General features: G+C 59.7%; 15 protein-coding genes and 1 tRNA gene. 6 read left to right on the plus strand and 10 right to left on the minus strand.

Annotated features, from left to right (window positions below):
• Positions 1-119: 119 nt before the first annotated feature.
• A complete protein-coding gene (locus ACM110_RS03285) occupies positions 120-1,136 on the minus strand; it encodes a 1-aminocyclopropane-1-carboxylate deaminase (protein WP_416126549.1) in 1,017 nt (338 codons plus the stop codon).
• 164 nt (positions 1,137-1,300) lie between these two features.
• On the opposite strand from ACM110_RS03285, the gene ACM110_RS03290 reads away from it, so the two are divergent.
• Positions 1,301-1,810, plus strand: a complete 510-nt coding sequence (locus ACM110_RS03290) for an Lrp/AsnC family transcriptional regulator (protein ID WP_416126550.1) — start codon at positions 1,301-1,303, stop codon at positions 1,808-1,810.
• Positions 1,811-1,813: 3 nt separating this feature from the next.
• Here the strand turns inward: ACM110_RS03290 and ACM110_RS03295 are convergent, their stop codons facing one another.
• A complete protein-coding gene (locus ACM110_RS03295) occupies positions 1,814-3,253 on the minus strand; it encodes an HD domain-containing phosphohydrolase (RefSeq protein WP_416126551.1) in 1,440 nt (479 codons plus the stop codon).
• A gap of 113 nt (positions 3,254-3,366) precedes the next feature.
• Between ACM110_RS03295 and ACM110_RS03300 the strand changes: the two genes are divergently transcribed.
• Both ACM110_RS03300 and ACM110_RS03305 read left to right on the plus strand, forming a co-directional pair.
• Entirely contained in the window at positions 3,367-4,140 is a 774-nt protein-coding gene (locus tag ACM110_RS03300; RefSeq protein WP_416126552.1) for an alpha/beta hydrolase, read from the plus strand.
• A gap of 152 nt (positions 4,141-4,292) precedes the next feature.
• Positions 4,293-5,240 carry a Dyp-type peroxidase gene (locus ACM110_RS03305; protein WP_416126759.1) on the plus strand — a complete coding sequence of 316 codons (948 nt, stop codon included), beginning with the start codon at positions 4,293-4,295 and terminating at the stop codon, positions 5,238-5,240.
• Between the two features lie 28 nt (positions 5,241-5,268).
• On the opposite strand, the gene ACM110_RS03310 is transcribed toward ACM110_RS03305, so the two are convergent.
• The 4 genes from ACM110_RS03310 to ACM110_RS03325 form a co-directional block, all read right to left on the minus strand.
• Positions 5,269-5,343, minus strand: a tRNA-Gln gene (locus tag ACM110_RS03310).
• 261 nt (positions 5,344-5,604) lie between these two features.
• Positions 5,605-6,468 carry an NmrA family NAD(P)-binding protein gene (locus ACM110_RS03315; RefSeq protein WP_416126553.1) on the minus strand — a complete coding sequence of 288 codons (864 nt, stop codon included), beginning with the start codon at positions 6,466-6,468 and terminating at the stop codon, positions 5,605-5,607.
• Between the two features lie 36 nt (positions 6,469-6,504).
• A complete protein-coding gene (locus ACM110_RS03320; protein WP_416126554.1) occupies positions 6,505-7,044 on the minus strand; it encodes a carbonic anhydrase in 540 nt (179 codons plus the stop codon).
• Between the two features lie 15 nt (positions 7,045-7,059).
• Positions 7,060-7,812 carry an SDR family NAD(P)-dependent oxidoreductase gene (locus ACM110_RS03325; RefSeq protein WP_416126555.1) on the minus strand — a complete coding sequence of 251 codons (753 nt, stop codon included), beginning with the start codon at positions 7,810-7,812 and terminating at the stop codon, positions 7,060-7,062.
• A gap of 187 nt (positions 7,813-7,999) precedes the next feature.
• Here ACM110_RS03325 and ACM110_RS03330 point away from each other — a divergent pair, with 187 nt between their 5' ends.
• Positions 8,000-8,920 carry a LysR substrate-binding domain-containing protein gene (locus ACM110_RS03330; RefSeq protein WP_416126556.1) on the plus strand — a complete coding sequence of 307 codons (921 nt, stop codon included), beginning with the start codon at positions 8,000-8,002 and terminating at the stop codon, positions 8,918-8,920.
• A gap of 18 nt (positions 8,921-8,938) precedes the next feature.
• Here the strand turns inward: ACM110_RS03330 and ACM110_RS03335 are convergent, their stop codons facing one another.
• From ACM110_RS03335 to ACM110_RS03345, 3 genes are all read right to left on the minus strand, one after another.
• Positions 8,939-9,982, minus strand: coding sequence for an NAD(P)H-dependent flavin oxidoreductase (locus ACM110_RS03335; protein WP_416126557.1), 1,044 nt, complete (start codon positions 9,980-9,982; stop codon positions 8,939-8,941).
• Positions 9,983-10,004: 22 nt separating this feature from the next.
• Complete coding sequence (locus tag ACM110_RS03340; protein WP_416126558.1) at positions 10,005-10,394, minus strand: tautomerase family protein; 390 nt, start codon at positions 10,392-10,394, stop codon at positions 10,005-10,007.
• 107 nt (positions 10,395-10,501) lie between these two features.
• Positions 10,502-12,019 carry a CoA-acylating methylmalonate-semialdehyde dehydrogenase gene (locus ACM110_RS03345; RefSeq protein WP_416126559.1) on the minus strand — a complete coding sequence of 506 codons (1,518 nt, stop codon included), beginning with the start codon at positions 12,017-12,019 and terminating at the stop codon, positions 10,502-10,504.
• 286 nt (positions 12,020-12,305) lie between these two features.
• Here ACM110_RS03345 and ACM110_RS03350 point away from each other — a divergent pair, with 286 nt between their 5' ends.
• Positions 12,306-13,031: a hypothetical protein gene (locus tag ACM110_RS03350; protein ID WP_416126560.1), complete on the plus strand. Its 726-nt coding sequence runs from the start codon at positions 12,306-12,308 to the stop codon at positions 13,029-13,031.
• Positions 13,032-13,744: 713 nt separating this feature from the next.
• Here ACM110_RS03350 and ACM110_RS03355 read toward each other — a convergent pair.
• Entirely contained in the window at positions 13,745-14,392 is a 648-nt protein-coding gene (locus tag ACM110_RS03355) for an MOSC domain-containing protein (protein ID WP_416126561.1), read from the minus strand.
• Positions 14,393-14,561: 169 nt separating this feature from the next.
• On the opposite strand from ACM110_RS03355, the gene ACM110_RS03360 reads away from it, so the two are divergent.
• Positions 14,562-15,443, plus strand: a complete 882-nt coding sequence (locus ACM110_RS03360) for a LysR substrate-binding domain-containing protein (protein ID WP_416126562.1) — start codon at positions 14,562-14,564, stop codon at positions 15,441-15,443.
• Positions 15,444-15,524: the final 81 nt, after the last annotated feature.

Genomic DNA, 15,524 nt, shown 5'->3' on the forward strand with positions numbered 1-15,524 from the left:
CTGTGGGAGCGGGCTTGCCCGCGATGGGGTCATCACATTCAACATCAAGGTTGGCTGATCCACCGCCATCGCGGGCAAGCCCGCTCCCACCCGACCTGCGTTTAATCCCGAAGCTCGGTTCAGCCGTTACGAAACAGGAAGCTGTAGGCGTTCAGCGCCGGAGCGCCACCGAGGTGGGCGTAAAGCACTTTTGACCCTTCGGGGAATTCACCGCGACGGACCATTTCGATCATGCCGTGCATCGATTTGCCCTCGTACACCGGGTCGGTCAGCACCCCTTCGAGGCTGCCGCACAGGCGGATCGCTTCCAGTGTCCCGTCGTTGGGCAGGCCATATTCGGGATAGGCGAAGCGCGTATCGAGCACCACATCGTCTTCGGTGATTTCGCGGCCCAGATCCACTAGTTCGGCGGTATGGCGAGCGATGCGCAGGATTTGCGCCTTGGTTTTTTCCGGTTTGGCCGAGGCATCGATACCGATGACGTTCTTCGAACGACCGTCCGCCGCAAACCCCACAATCATGCCGGCCTGGGTGCTGCCGGTCACGGAACAGACCACGATGTAGTCAAACTTGAAGCCCAGTTCCTGTTCCTGCTGCCGCACTTCTTCAGCGAAACCGACGAACCCGAGGCCGCCGTAGGGATGCTCGGAACAGCCTGCGGGGATCGGAAACGGTTTGCCGCCGCGCTCCACGACATCGCTCATGGCTTTCTCCCAACTAGGTCGAATGCCGATGTCGAAGCCTGCTGCATCCAGTCGCACATCGGCGCCCATGATCCGCGACATCTCGATGTTGCCGACGCGGTCGTACACGGCGTCGGAGTAGTTCACCCAGTTTTCCTGCACCAGCACACACTTCATGCCCAGGTGGGCAGCGACCGCAGCGACCTGGCGGGTCTGGTTGGACTGGATGCCGCCAATCGAAACCAGAGTGTCGCAGCCCTGATCGATGGCTTCGGGAATCAGGTATTCGAGCTTGCGTGTCTTGTTCCCGCCGAAGGCCAGGCCACTGTTGCAATCTTCACGTTTGGCATACAACTCCACCTTGCCGCCCAAGTGTTCGCTGAGGCGTTTGAGGGGCGTGATGGGAGATGGACCGAAGGTCAGCGGATAACGTTTGAAGCGATTCAGGTTCATGGCGTTGTTCCTTATAAGTTGAGATATCCAAGCTCTTTCAGCGGGCTTCGATGAATCAATCTTAAGAAAAAACCTGAAAATTTGTGTTGCAAGTTTCCACCAATAAATGAAGCATTATTATTGCAGATCAAACCAGAACTTTACTTAATTGCGTGTATACGACCATGAACGCAACAAACAAACACAAGAAAGCCAGCGAGAAAGCCGCAGAGCCGATGCAGCTTGATCGCACCGACCGCGCCATCCTCAAGGCGCTGCAGCGAGATGCTTCGATCTCCAACGTGGCCTTGGCGGAGAAGGTGAAACTGAGTCCGCCGGCCTGCCTGCGGCGCGTCGACCGACTCAAACAGACCGGCCTGATCAAGGGCATCGTCGCCCTGCTCGACCCCGAAGCGCTGGATGCGGGAATGGTGGTGTTGATCGGCGTGGTGCTGGACCGCTCCACGCCGGAATCGTTTGCCGCCTTCGAGGCCGCCGCGCAAAAGGTCTCGGGCTGCATGGAATGTCACGTGGTGACTGGGGAGTTCGACTACTTCATGTTGCTGCGGACCAAGGACAGCCAGAGCTTCAACCGCCTGCATGCAGAACAGTTGCTGTACCTGCCGGGTGTCCGGCAGATCCGTTCGTTCATGGGATTGCGTCAAGTGCTGTCGACGCCGCAAATCCCTCTTTGAAACTCAGATCAGCCCCAGCGTCAGCGCCTTGAGCGTCGCCGCCGCACGGGTGGTGCATTGCAGTTTGCGGAACACGCTCTCGACGTGGGTCCGCACCGTGCTTGGGCTGATGCCGAGCTGGCGCGCAACTTCCTTGTTGCTGCCGCCCATGCTGATACGCCGCAGGATTTCCGTCTCCCGCTCGGACAGCGGACCACCGCTGGCCTTGCCGGGGGCCACGCTGCTTTCACCACGGGCCGCCGCCATGACGGCCTGACAGGCACGCGCATCGAAACGCCCCTGTGCCGCTTCGTCGAGCAACAGTTGTTCTGCTTGTTGCGCACTGAGTGCCGGTCGCCACGGTCGGTCGGCGATCAGCGCTTGCCAGGCCAGGGCCGCTGCCAACAGGCAATGTTCGGTTTGTAGGGCATCGCCGTTCAGGCTGCGGAAATAGCCGCTGCCATCGAGGCGTTCATAAGCGTGGGCGGCCAGTTGACCCGGTGCGACCAATTCAGGCACCTGGGTGCTGGCCCGCAATGTCCAGTAAGGCACGAGCCGTACCTGTTCGAGATCACCTTCAAGCAATGCACCTGGGGTGTTCCAGATTCGATTGGGCACCGCAGCCCGGCCGATGCCGTGAATCAGCGCGGCCTTGCCCAACTGATCAACCGATGACTCTGTGAGCCCCGACAATCTGCCGGCCTCCCGCACCAGTTCCGATGCACGCCGCGAATAGCCCGCGAGCCACGACAGCTTGAGATCGATCACGTCACTGACCAGCGTGAGCGAGACTGTCGCGCCACTGCCAGTCGAGCCTGATGCAGAGGCTTGCGGTGTGCGCAGTTGTTGCAGCCAGTCCTCGGCATGGCGCGAAATCTCGGCGGCCAGCGAGGCCGGATAACGACGATCAGCCTGGGTCGTGATCCACTCCAGCGCAGCCTCCAGCCCGTGAACCCGGGACATGATTTCCAGATCGCCAGCCAGCAACACCTGATACACCACCTCCGGCACCTCGGGGTGTCGCAGCCCAAACGGCCGGCCTTCGCCATCAAACTGTTCGAACACATGCCGCAGCCCGTGTTCAGCCGCTGCATTCAAACCCAGCGTACGGGCGATATCCCCGGACACTTCGCAATGGATTTGCGCCAGGGGCGTGGTTTTGCGCATCGCCTGTTGCCCGGCGGCATTCAGTGTCTGGCTGAGCATGGCGTTACGCCCGCCGACATCATCGCCCAGCAACCGCGTGAAGCCCTCGGCGTTGGCGGTACACCCCGACCAGCGCAACAGCGCCACCTGCCGCGCAACCTCCAGATGATCGCCTGCCCCATCGCAGGACTGCGCGAGCAATCGGGCCAGTCGCGCGGTGCGACGTGACTGGTCGAAGGGCTGCCCCATGCTCAAGTCACCGACCATGGACAAGGCCAGGATGGCGCCTTCGAGCTCGATGCAGTCACGGTCCGGCATAACGCACTCCATACAATCGCTGAAAATTATTCGCTCGCCTCGGATAAACGACCGATACCTGAACCTGCGGGCATTGATGAAACTGGACCTCACCAAAAACAGGAGATTTGACCATGTTCAAACCCAAGACGCTTGCCCTCGCTCTCGCCATGACCGCTTCGCTGTTTACCGCTGCAAGCCATGCCGCCACCGCGCAACCTTCGGTGGTCATCGTACACGGCGCCTTCGCCGATGGCTCCGACTGGGCCAAAGTCGTACCCCTGTTGCAGGCTGAAGGTATCAAAGTCACCGTGGTGCAAAACCCGCTGACCTCACTGGCCGACGATGTGGCGGCGACCCAGCGCGTCTTGAACAACCAGGGCGACAACGTGGTCCTGGTCGGGCACTCCTGGGGCGGTACGGTAATCAGTCAGGCCGGCACCGACAAGAAGGTCAGCGGCCTGGTGTACGTCGCCGCGTTCGCGCCGGATGCCGGTCAAGCCAGTAAAGACCTGGGCAAGGACTACCCGGCGCCGTCTGGCGTGAAAGACATTGCCGCCGATAAAAACGGCTTTCTCTATATGACCCCGCAAGGCATGGCGACAGGTTTTGCCCAGGACCTGCCTGCACAGCAGACCGCAATCATGGCGGCTACGCAGGGACCGATTCGCGCCTCGGCGTTTGACGACAAAACCAGCGTCGCAGCCTGGAAAGGCAAACCGTCGTGGTACGTCGTAGCGGCTGAAGACCACATGATCCAGCCCGACTTGCAGCGCGCATTCGCCAAGAAAATCGGCGCACAAGTCACCGAGCTGAAATCGAGCCATGTACCTCAGCAATCGCGTCCGGGCGATGTTGCCAAAGTGATCATTCAGGCGGTCCACAAGAGCCAGGTGGCAGCTCAATAACACCGAAAGCAAAACCTCAAACGAAAAAAGACGCATCGCGTGAGCGCGTGCGTCTTTCGTGTTGTGGAGCAACTGACGTCAATCCGATTTCTGCTAATGTCTTGCTACTCATCCAACGCTCATGGAAACGTTCTATGACAACGCTGATGCCCATGGATAGCGAGACACCCGAGCCACAATCGATCTGCAGCCCCATCACCCGCAGCGCGATTTTCATCGTCGCAACCCTGGTTCCCGGCAGCGATGCGGCCGACAAAGTGCGCGGCTGGTGCGCCGACATCGCAGGCCTCACACGCTCGGTGGGCAAGCGTGTGCCCTCGGGCAATTTGTCGTGTATTTGCGGGTTTGGCGCCAGCGCCTGGGACAGCCTGTTCGGCGGCCCGCGCCCGGCTTCGTTGCATGCCTTTCGTGAGTTCGGCGTAGAGGGCCGCCGAGCTGTCGCGACGCCCGGCGATATTCTGCTGCACATTCGTGCCGAGCATATGGACCTGTGTTTCGAGCTGGCGACGCAACTGCTCACAGCGCTTGGCGATGCGGCATCGGTGGTCGATGAAGTCCAGGGTTTTCGCTACTTCGACATGCGCAGCATCATCGGCTTCGTCGACGGCACCGAAAACCCGGTGGGTTGCAAGGCCGTCGACTTCACGATCGTCGGCAATGAAGATCCGACGTTCACCGGCGGCAGCTATGTGCTGGTGCAAAAGTACCTGCACAAGATGGACGCATGGAACGCCTTGTCCGTCGAGGCGCAGGAACGGGTCATCGGGCGAACCAAACTGTCGGATATCGAGCTCGATGACTCGGTCAAACCGACCAGCTCGCACAGCGCGCTGACGACCATCACTGAAGACGGACAGGAAGTGAAAATCCTGCGCGACAACATGCCGTTCGGTCGCCCCGGCGCCAAAGAGTTCGGTACTTACTTCATCGGCTACGCACGCTCGCCCGCTCCGCTTGAGCAGATGCTGGAAAACATGTTCGTCGGAAAACCGCCAGGCAACTACGACCGTTTGCTGGATTTCAGCACGGCTGTGACCGGTGGTTTGTTTTTTGTGCCTTCAGCAGATCTGCTGGAAGAACTGGCGGATCGTCAGCCTTAGGGCATGAACATCAGTCAGCTTTGAAAAATGGCAGGGGCGGCTGGATTCGAACCAACGCATGGCAGGATCAAAACCTGCTGCCTTACCGCTTGGCGACGCCCCTGTATCTGATACGAGCAATGCGAACGCTTGCTCCCCTTCACTGCATGCGCCGTTGGCGCTGTGTGAAAGTGGGCGGAAATTTAACAACTTTTGTTACGCCTGGGAAGCCCCGACGGAAATTTATTTTATTGAAAAAACAGCGACTTACTAAGAATCCGCTTGAGACCTCGCACCTCGCGTGTTTCACCCATGATTTCGCGGCGAGAAAAAAACGGGCCGGACAGCCTTGCAGCCAACCCGACCCGTGTTCAACAGCCTTCGCTTACGCCAACTGCTCCCGATGCTGTTCGATGAACTGCCCTGGCGTCAGCAACGCCTGACCAATGATCGCGGTGCCGGTGCTGTCGAGGCCTTCCAGGCGCTTCTCGCGCTGGTCGATCTTGACTGCATTGAAATGCACGGCAAATGCAGGATCTGCGTCGATGCCAAGTTGCTTGACGAAGTCTTCGACAGAAACCTGTTCATAGCGCACAGGCTTGCCCAGCGTTTCGCTCAACAAAGCGGCCAATTCTGCATGGCTGTATTCGATCGGGCCGTGCAGCGGGTAGGCCTGGCCGCCGTGTCCTTCCGGTTTGAGCAGGATATTGGCGACAATCAACGCGATGTCGCTGGCGGCAAGCGGCGCGAAGCGGCTGTCGGCGTCAAACGGCGTCAGATAGCGGCCTTCACGAATGAACGGCGCGATGTAGAGCATCCACTGGGCGAAAAAAGTCACTCGCAGGTGCGTGGCGGGAATGCCGGACCAGGTAAAGATTTGTTCCGACATCCAGTGGTTCAACGTCGCCTGACTGCGGGCGTCGGGCCGCGACTGTTTGTGGGACATGTTGACGATGTGCTTCACGCCCTGCTCTTTCGCCGCCTGAGCGAACAGCGCTGCCGCTTCCACCAGGCCATCGCTCAACGGATAACAGAAGTACGCGCCATCGACGCCTTCCATGGCCGGACGCAGGGATTTCAGATCCAGCAGGTTGCCGACGCAAATTTCGGCCCCCAAGTCCTTCAATTGCTGTGAACGTTCATCTTCACGACGAACCAGAGCCTTGACGCGATGGCCCTGTTCAAGCAGGTACTTCACGGTCGGGGTGCCCGTATCGCCGGTAGATCCGGTAATCAAAAACGTTTTCATGGTCTGTCTCCAATACTAGAAAGTAAGGGTGTTGGTTTATTCGGTTCTCAACGGGCCGGCAGGCACCACCGTATCGATTCGGCCGGTGGCCACGTCGTAGACCAGGCCCGTGACGGTGAAGCCGCCCGGCAGGTTTGGATTAGCCTTCAGCGCCGCCACATCCACCGCGACCGCTTTGTAGGGATCGTCGATTTCCAGCGCCGCCAGTTCCAGCAGCGCAACGCCCATGTGCTTCGCCAGCAGTTCGGCGGCGTGGTGCAGGCAACCACTGATGCCGCAATCGGTGTGATGCAGGAGAATCAGGTTCCAGCCCTCTCCGACCTCAGAACCACCGACCCGCGAAACGGTGCGCAGGATGGCCATGGTTTCCAGCAGCGCCGGGTTGACCCGGCCACCGACGTTGCGGATTACCGCGGCCTCACCGGGCTTGAGCTGAAGAACATCCATCGGGTCGACGCGGGGGTCGACGCAACCGATGATCATGGTTTTGCGCGACGGGATAATCTTCAGGTCGGCAGAAAAGTCCGAATCTGCGAACGCCGCATTGCGCTGGGCAAGGGTCTGTAGAAAGTCCATGAATCACCTCAAGGGTCAGTTAGCCGAATGGCGTTGCGGCAGCCGGGTGGACATCATCGACTGGACCTTTTGCGGGTCAGCGGTAAAGGCCTGATAGATGCCGCGTGTCTGGGCCCCGGCGATGACCTCGTCGTTGGTCCCGGCTTCGATGGCGTTCAGGGCGTCAGTGACAACCTCAAGCGGACTCAGGCGCGGCTCCGGCAGTTTGGCGCCCATGGCGGTTTCGGTTTGTACCGCCAGCACACCGACGACTTGCGTACCCTGCCCGGCCAGTTCAGCGCGCAGACTGCGGGTCAGCGACAGGCCAGCTGCCTTGGACGCCGAGTAGGTTGCGGCCATCGGCAGGCTGATCAGCGACAACATCGACAGCATGTTGAGCACCGCGCCACCGGTCTGCGCCAGGACCGGCGCAAAGGCACGGGTCAGCGCCAGAGGGCCGAAGTAGTTCACCTCCATTTCCAACCGGGCGTCTTGCATATCCGGGGCGGAAATGGCGCCGTCGAACGCGGCATACCCGGCGTTGTTGATCAGGAGCGTGATATCGCTGGCGACGCTGGCCGCCGCAGCGACCTGATCGGGATCAGTCACGTCGAGGGGCAGCGGCACCAGACGCCGATCGCCATTCTTGAGCAGCTCGGCCAGCGAGGCGGTGTCGCGAGCGGCGACGTAGACTTTGGCCACACCGCGCTTGAGCAGTTCTTCGACGAAGGTGCGGCCGATGCCGCGATTGGCGCCTGTCACCAGGGCAATGGAGTTTGCGATTTTCATGGTGGGTTCCTGTTGGAAAGGGTTGGGACCGCTCGGGGAAGCATGCTGCTTCGTCGCCGATGGACCCACTATCCCTTCCCGCCGGAACGTCCGGTAGCGGTCGATTTCGGCTAACATCTATCCTGATTCCGCATTAATCGACGCTTACGCGCACGCGCCGCCACGGCTCGCTCGCACAGGAAACGGCATGCCTTTGAAAGACATCCTCAGCTTGCGGCTGTACACCCGCGTGGCTCACCTGGGCAGCTTCTCGGCGGCTGCACGGGAGAGCGGACTCACACAATCCCAGGTGTCGCGAATGATTGCCGAACTGGAGGCGGGACTCGGCGCGCGACTGCTGTCACGCACCACCCGCGCGGTGGTCCCGACCGAGGCCGGCCTGGAGTTTCTGGCGCGCATGGAACCGATCCTCGCCGCCCTCGACGATGCCGAAAACAGCGTGCGTGAAACCGGTGAGCTACGAGGTTTGCTGCGCATCGGCATGCCTTCGACCATGGGCATCCGCGTGGTGATTCCTAGGCTGTCTGCCTTCACCGAACGTCACCCCTTGCTGCACCTGGAACTGATGCTCGAAGACAAATGGCAGGACATGGTCAAGGAAGCCGTCGATGTCGGCATTCGGGTGGGCAACCTGCCCGACCTGTCCGGGACCGCCCGGCTGATCGGCACAATGCGTCGAGTGATCGTGGCATCGCCGGACTACCTGGCGCGCCACGGTACGCCCATCACCCCCGAAGAACTGGAACGGCATCGCATCGTCGGCGGCCCGGCCGGTGCGCATGTCTCTTCCTGGCAATTGGAGCGCGACGGTCAAATGGCGTCGGTCAACCTCAGCCCGCAGTTTTCCACCAACGACACCGCCGGTGCGCTGGCAGCCGCCGCAGGGGGGATGGGTATCGTCTCAACGACGTCCTGGGCTTGCCGACTGGAGTTGGAGAACGGGTCGTTGGTACAGCTTCTGCCGCAGTGGAAAATGGCCGAGCTGCCGGTGCATGCCTACTTTCCCATGGGCCGCACCACACGCCTGGCGGCGCGCGCGTTTGCCGAGTTCCTGGCCAGCGAACTGGCCAGTGATCCTCGGCATTTTGATTCGACCGATAAACGCTGACGGTGGATCGAATCCGGCTTACATCTCGGCCGCCAGCAACTTCACCAATGCCGCCGCCGGCATTTCCCGAGCCAGTGGCGCGCCCTGCCCGGCCCATTGCACGGCAAACTCGGTGTTGGCCTTACCCGCTGCCGCGACGTTGAGCGCTTTGTTGGCGTCGTAGGCGATGGGATAGTCCGGCAATGCCGGGGCATTCGCCTCAAGGCTGGTGAAGTTGCGATTGACCATGCCCCGCGCAGGCCGACCGGAAATGACGCTGGTGACTTGAGTCTGATGAGCACGCGGGCCTTTCAGCGCTTCACGATAGGCGTTATTGGCGGAGGATTCGGGGCACAGGATAAACGCCGTGCCCAACTGCGCGGCACTCGCGCCCAGTTGTATGACGGCGTTGATTCCGGCGCCGTCCATGATCCCGCCGGCCGCGATCACCGGCAGACCACACGCCTCGGTCAGCACACGCACCAGGGCAAACGTGCCCATCTCGCTGTCCTGCTGCGGATCGAACACCCCGCGATGTCCACCGGCTTCATAACCTTGCGCCACCAGCGCGTGCACACCCGCACGCTCCGCCGCCTGCGCTTCGGCCAGATTGGTCACGGAACACAACAGGACGATGCCAGCGTCCTTGAGCGCATCGATGGCAGGTTGCGGCGGCAAGCCGAAGTGGAAACTGACCACCGCCGGTTGTTCTTCCAGCAGCATGTGCAGCATGTCGGTGTCTTCGACGAATGAAGTGTAGATCTCACGCAGAGATGCTGGCGCGGCTGCGTCGAACTCGGCAAAGAACGGTGCGAGGAAATTCAGCCATTGCGTTTCGCGCTCGGCGTCCGGCACCGCAGGCTCATGACAGAACAGATTCACATTGAAGGGCTTGTCCGTCAGCGCCGCCGTCTCGCGCAACATCGCCCGCGCCTGCTCGACATTGCTCGCGCCGATACCGATGGCACCGAGGCCGCCGGCATTGGACACTGCCGCGGCGAGTCTCGGTGTGGATACACCAACCATTGGCGACTGAAGGATCGGCAGTTCAATGTTCAACAGCGATAACAGAGGATTGGACATGACGGCACCTGAAAAATGAAGACTAGAGCTCTGCGGTTAAGAATTGCGCCCGGCCACGGCCGAACGACCAGTCCGCATCGCTGTTTTCCACCAGCGAAACAATCAAGTCATCCGGCGACAGGTCGCAATCGACTTGCAGCTGTTCGGCCAGCAAACGGTAAAACTCGACTTTCTGCGCCTGTGAGCGCGGTCGGGAAATCACCGTCAGCAACACCACATTGTCCGAGCGCGAGTAACCCAACCCGGTGTCGTGCAGGATCAACTCCCCCGCACGGTGTTGCGTGACGCTTTGGTAACGATCACTGAACGGCACGTCAAACGCCTGGACCATGGCTTGGTGCGCCCCATCCAGCAGGGTACGCAACTGTTCATCGGTGCGGCCCTGGATGATGTCGAACTTGAGCAATGGCATCGCGATTCACCTTGGAAAAAATTGGGAGCGAAGAGCTCGCCCCCCGGGACAAATGAACAGCGTGCAAGCCCGCGCCAGCACGCCTTCCAACCCGAAAACGTCAAAGTCTATTTGGAAGTCGGCATGGCAAACTCGGCACCCTTGGCGATGCTGTTCGGCCAGCGCTGCATCACCGACTTCTGTTTGGTGTAGAACCGCACCCCTTCTTCGCCATAAGCGTGCATGTCACCGAACAGCGAGCGCTTCCAGCCACCGAAACCGTGCCACGCCATCGGCACCGGAATCGGCACGTTGATGCCGACCATGCCCACCTGAATGCGTGTAGCGAATTCTCGGGCGATGTGGCCGTCGCGGGTGTAGCACGCGGTGCCGTTGCCGAATTCGTGGGCGTTGACCAGGTCGATCGCCTCGGCGAAATCCTTGACCCGCATGCATGCCAGCACCGGCCCGAAGATTTCCTCTTTGTAGATTTTCATCTCGGGGGTGACGTGATCGAAAATCGTGCCGCCGAGCCAGAAGCCTTCGGCGCAATCGGCACCGGCCTGCGCACCATCAAAGCCGCGACCATCCACCAGCATCTCGGCGCCTTCGGCGATGCCTTGCTCGATGTAGCCGGTGATGCGCTGCAACGCGGCGGACGACACGATCGGGCCCATTTCGGCAGTCAGATTCATGCCTTCCAGAATCTTCAGCGTGCGGGTGCGCTCCACCAGTTTCGGCATGACCTTGTCGGCCACGTCGCCGACAAACACCGCCACCGAAATCGCCATGCAGCGCTCGCCGGCCGAACCGAACGCCGCGCCAATCAGGGCGTCGACCACTTGATCGATATCGGCGTCAGGCATCACCACCATGTGGTTCTTCGCCCCGCCCAGTGCCTGCACACGCTTGCCGTGGCGGGCGCCGGTTTCGTAGATGTAGTTGGCAATCGGCGTCGAGCCGACAAAGCTCACGGCTTTGACTTCAGGGTGATCGAGCAGCGCATCCACTGCTTCTTTATCACCCTGCACCACGTTGAATACGCCGTCGGGCAACCCGGCTTCCTTGAACAACTCGGCGATCAGCAGCGAGGGAGAAGGATCGATCGGGCTCGGCTTGAGCACGAAGGTGTTGCCGCAGGCGATGGCCACCGGGAACATCCACATCGGCACCATCACCGGGAAGTTGAACGGAGTGACGCCGGCCACCACACCCAAGGCCTGGCGCAGGGTCCAGTTGTCGATGTTGGTCGAGACCTGTTCGGTGTAGTCACCCTTGAGCAGTTGCGGGATACCGCAAGCGAATTCGACCACCTCGATGCCACGCGTCACTTCGCCCTGGGCATCGGTGAACACCTTGCCGTGCTCGCGGGTGATCATCCGCGCCAGGGTGTCGCGGTTCTCGTTGAGCAGCGCCAGGAACTTGAACATGATGCGCGCGCGGCGCAATGGCGGCGTGGCCGACCAAGCGGGGAACGCCGCTGCGGCCGACTGCACCGCCGCGTCGACTTCCGAAACATTGGCCAAGGCTACAATGCCGGTAACCGAACCGGTGGCCGGGTTGGTGACGTTCTGCGCGCGACCGGAATTGCCCGGCACGGCGCGACCGTGAATGTAATGTGCGATGTCTGCTGGCTGGTTGCTCATGGCGGGTGTCCCCTGGTGGTGGATAAGAGCCATCTCTTTTTGTTGTGAGGCCGGTGGCTGTTCAACGCCCCGACATCGCCAAAGTAGGCCCGCCAATGAATCATGTAAAATGATGATTAATGATCTTATGGATCATAAATGGTGAATACAGCTCACAACGTCTTCGCTGTCTGAATTTATGAGAGTGGCTGGGAGCGCCGCCCCCTCCGCACAACGCCGCGCTAAGCTTGCACGCCCAGCGAGAAACGCTTTACATCGTTAGCGCAAACTCAATAAGAGCCTTTAAATGAAACTACTCAAGTATGTGATGACACATGACTCTGGTTTGGCGCCGAATCCGTACTTCGGCGTATGTTCGCTGGCGCTTTGCACGCCTAACCACATGAATGCAAATCTGGAGCGGGGAGACTGGATTGTTGGTCATACGTCCAAAGCCACTGGGCATCGGCTGGTGTATGCCATGCGACTGACGAGGGTGCTCGACATGAACGAGTACTTCAGCCAATTCCCTGAGAAGCACCCCAGTCCTTACGGCACTGTAGAGCAACAACATGGCGACAATATGTATTTTCGTGAGGATGGTCGCTGGCGGCGCTTGCCATCGGCTGAGCACAACAGTGTGGATTCCTTTCAGCAAGATCAGGGCCGTAAAGTTTATTTGGCCGAAGGCGAAAATCGCTTCTGGTATTTCGGCGCAGGCAACCGTATGCCAACACTCCTGGAGTTTGCTGATCAGTTTCCTTGGCTCATCATGGATCGACAGGGCTTTGAATACATTCATGATGCAGAGCGCATACGAGCGTTCACTGATTGGCTGTGTTCAATGGGGCAAGGTGGTCGGATGGGAAAGCCGCGCGATGAAGAACTCGTTCCTACAAGCCGGTACCTGATATCAGTTAGTCCTGAGCCTATCTGGTGCGATGCTGAGACAAAAACCGACCAAAGCCAATCGACAAAGGCAAGCTGTACGCGCAGTGCAGTCCGACCGCCTAAAGTAAAGCGGGGTTGCTGAGCAACGTGAGATTGGTGGGTGCATATTTAATCTAGATACATGTCAGATACCTGCCCGACCTCCCAATGTTTGAGCCGAGGCAGAAAGCAGCTATCACTCATTAAACACCCAATGAGATATGCATGTTTAAAAACGTTTACGTTCACTTCATGAGGGCTACAAAACCTTGCGCCGTTGCCTACGGGTACGTCTTCGCATCATCTAGTGATTTTCTGGCCCGCCAAGGTCAACAGCTGCAGCGCTCGGCAGCGCCTACTGACGTTCACTTGGAATCAGGTCGGCTGGCAGGCCGCCTCGCTTTTGCTTTGGCTTTTGATCTTCTTGCACCCTCGAGAGGCCGAGCGCAGGTTCTGCGCAGTGGGCAACCCGGCAAGGATGCCGGGTTAGCCGCCCCCGGCCATGGATGGCCGATGGCGGCGGGCCCACGGAGCAGGACCGGAGTGAGGGCATGCCGAGCCTAGGCGAGGCACCGAACGAAAGGGGCAAGAGCCCTTGGTTACTTGGGGCTCTTCCAAGTGACCCGCTGTAAGAGCGGAACCATAAGTGGCCGTTACCGAAGGAATGGATATGTATTCGGTCAGCAACATCCAGGTCAACGGTCAGATCGCCATCGCAGGCAAGCCAGCTCCCACAGGAATCGAGGACAACCGCAAAAGTCAGGTCGACGATCAGATCGCCTTGGAGGACAAGTCAGATCGCCGCACCGCTCACCTCTACAAATCCAATTTAGACTCGAGGCTGGTGTCTGGACGTTTCTGCAGCCACTTCGCCCGCTCACCCAGACGCCGCTTCCAGTCCTCAGCTAGCCCAGCAGTGGCCGCCAATGCCAGCAGATCGTCGATGACAGGCCGATGCGACAACTGCACCTGCCAGAACTGGTCGATGGAAAAGCGCTCAGTGTGCCGCTCCAGCAGTTCGATCCGGTCCCCCGCTTCAATGAACCCGGGCTGAATGACCCGGTAATACCAACCGGTGATCCGCTCTTTGGCGACAAACATCGACATGTGTTCGGCATCGAAGCGGTGATTGATTTTCCAGCACGGGCTGCGCGGTTGGGACACCTGCAACACCGCGCTGCCGACCTGGAACACGTCACCGATGTGCACGTTGAGTTCCGATAGGCCGAACGCAGAAATATTCTCCCCGAGGCTGCCCGCCATCAGTTCCGGTGCGCTGTGGAGAAAGGCTTGAGCCAGGCGTTCATAGTTTTGCGCGGCGTACTGATGGACTGCTTTTTCCGGACCGCCGTGCACGCGGGTATCGCCATGCTGGTCGCCGACGATTCCATGATTTTCTACGCGGACCGGTCCTGCATGCCGTTGCTTGAAGATGCCCGTTTGCTGCCCTTCGGGTTTCAACAACCCGAGGCCTCCTGCAAACACATGGTCAATTTTTGAAATCAATTTCATGGTCGATCTACGCTCGTTTCATATCGTTTCAAGCACTTTACTAATCCGCAGAAAAGCTCGTAAAGTGATCATTAAATATATCCACAATCACTTTTAATGATGGGTGGTAACGAAAATGGAAATGCGCCAACTGAAGATTTTCTGCGCCGTGGCCGAGCTGGGCAGCTTCACCGCTGCGGCGGTGCAGGTGAATACGGTGCAGTCCAACGTGACCATGCGCGTGAAAGAGCTGGAAGCCGAACTCAACCGCGAGCTGTTCATCCGCAAGAAATCCGGGGTCGTGCTGACATCCGCGGGCGAAACCTTTCTCGGCTACGCGCGGCGCATCCTGCAATTGACCGAAGAGAGCCGCAACGCGCTGATGGACACTGGCAGCCCGACCGGCCTGCTGCGCCTGGGTTCGATGGAAACCACCGCCGCCATTCGCCTGCCGCAAGTGCTGACCAAGTACCGCGAGCAGTTTCCCGAGGTGCAGTTGTCGCTGCTGACCGGCACCACGGTGGAGCTGATCAAGGCGATTGAAGCGCATCGGCTCGACGGCGCGTTTGTCGGCGGTTTCCACCAGAACTCGGCGTTGGCCCAGGAGGAAGTGTTCAACGAAGAACTGGTGCTGGTCAGCAGCAACCAATTCGAAACGCTGCACGCGCTGATCGAAAAAATGCCCCAGCAAACCGTGCTGGTGTTTCGCACCGGCTGCTTCTATCGCTCGACACTGGAAAACTGGTTCTATCAAGTGGGGCTTGTGCCGAACCAGATCATGGAGCTGGGCACGCTGGATGGCATTCTGTCGTGCGTCGCGGCGGGCATGGGCGTGACGCTGTTGCCCAAGTCGATCGCGGAAAATTGCAGCGTTCGGCATGCGATTCGCTGCCACACGTTGCCGCCGGAGTTCGCTAACGTTTCCACGGTGTTCATTCGCCGCAATGACACGATGATTACTTCGGCGATGAGTGCGTTCATTGGGTTGGCGCAGCAGCAGATTGCCCGGCCGGCGGCGGTATAAATCAGAAACTGTGGGTCGGGTCAGTCAACATTCTTATCGACTGACCTGACGCCTTCGCGGGCAAGCCCGCTCCCACAGTTT

Source organism: Pseudomonas sp. NFX98, from assembly GCF_047784845.1.
Taxonomy (GTDB): domain Bacteria; phylum Pseudomonadota; class Gammaproteobacteria; order Pseudomonadales; family Pseudomonadaceae; genus Aquipseudomonas.

Bases quoted from the DNA above. Each gene is read 5' to 3' on its own strand.
- ACM110_RS03315 (WP_416126553.1), bottom strand. From the start codon at position 6,468: ATGAAAACGTTTTTGATTACCGGATCTACCGGCGATACGGGCACCCCG.
- ACM110_RS03295 (WP_416126551.1), bottom strand. From the start codon at position 3,253: ATGCCGGACCGTGACTGCATCGAGCTCGAAGGCGCCATCCTGGCCTTG.
- ACM110_RS03285 (WP_416126549.1), bottom strand. From the start codon at position 1,136: ATGAACCTGAATCGCTTCAAACGTTATCCGCTGACCTTCGGTCCATCT.
- ACM110_RS03320 (WP_416126554.1), bottom strand. From the start codon at position 7,044: ATGGACTTTCTACAGACCCTTGCCCAGCGCAATGCGGCGTTCGCAGAT.
- ACM110_RS03360 (WP_416126562.1), top strand. From the start codon at position 14,562: ATGCGCCAACTGAAGATTTTCTGCGCCGTGGCCGAGCTGGGCAGCTTC.
- ACM110_RS03325 (WP_416126555.1), bottom strand. From the start codon at position 7,812: ATGAAAATCGCAAACTCCATTGCCCTGGTGACAGGCGCCAATCGCGGC.
- ACM110_RS03335 (WP_416126557.1), bottom strand. From the start codon at position 9,982: ATGTCCAATCCTCTGTTATCGCTGTTGAACATTGAACTGCCGATCCTT.
- ACM110_RS03300 (WP_416126552.1), top strand. From the start codon at position 3,367: ATGTTCAAACCCAAGACGCTTGCCCTCGCTCTCGCCATGACCGCTTCG.
- ACM110_RS03345 (WP_416126559.1), bottom strand. From the start codon at position 12,019: ATGAGCAACCAGCCAGCAGACATCGCACATTACATTCACGGTCGCGCC.
- ACM110_RS03330 (WP_416126556.1), top strand. From the start codon at position 8,000: ATGCCTTTGAAAGACATCCTCAGCTTGCGGCTGTACACCCGCGTGGCT.
- ACM110_RS03290 (WP_416126550.1), top strand. From the start codon at position 1,301: ATGAACGCAACAAACAAACACAAGAAAGCCAGCGAGAAAGCCGCAGAG.
- ACM110_RS03350 (WP_416126560.1), top strand. From the start codon at position 12,306: ATGAAACTACTCAAGTATGTGATGACACATGACTCTGGTTTGGCGCCG.
- ACM110_RS03305 (WP_416126759.1), top strand. From the start codon at position 4,293: ATGGATAGCGAGACACCCGAGCCACAATCGATCTGCAGCCCCATCACC.
- ACM110_RS03340 (WP_416126558.1), bottom strand. From the start codon at position 10,394: ATGCCATTGCTCAAGTTCGACATCATCCAGGGCCGCACCGATGAACAG.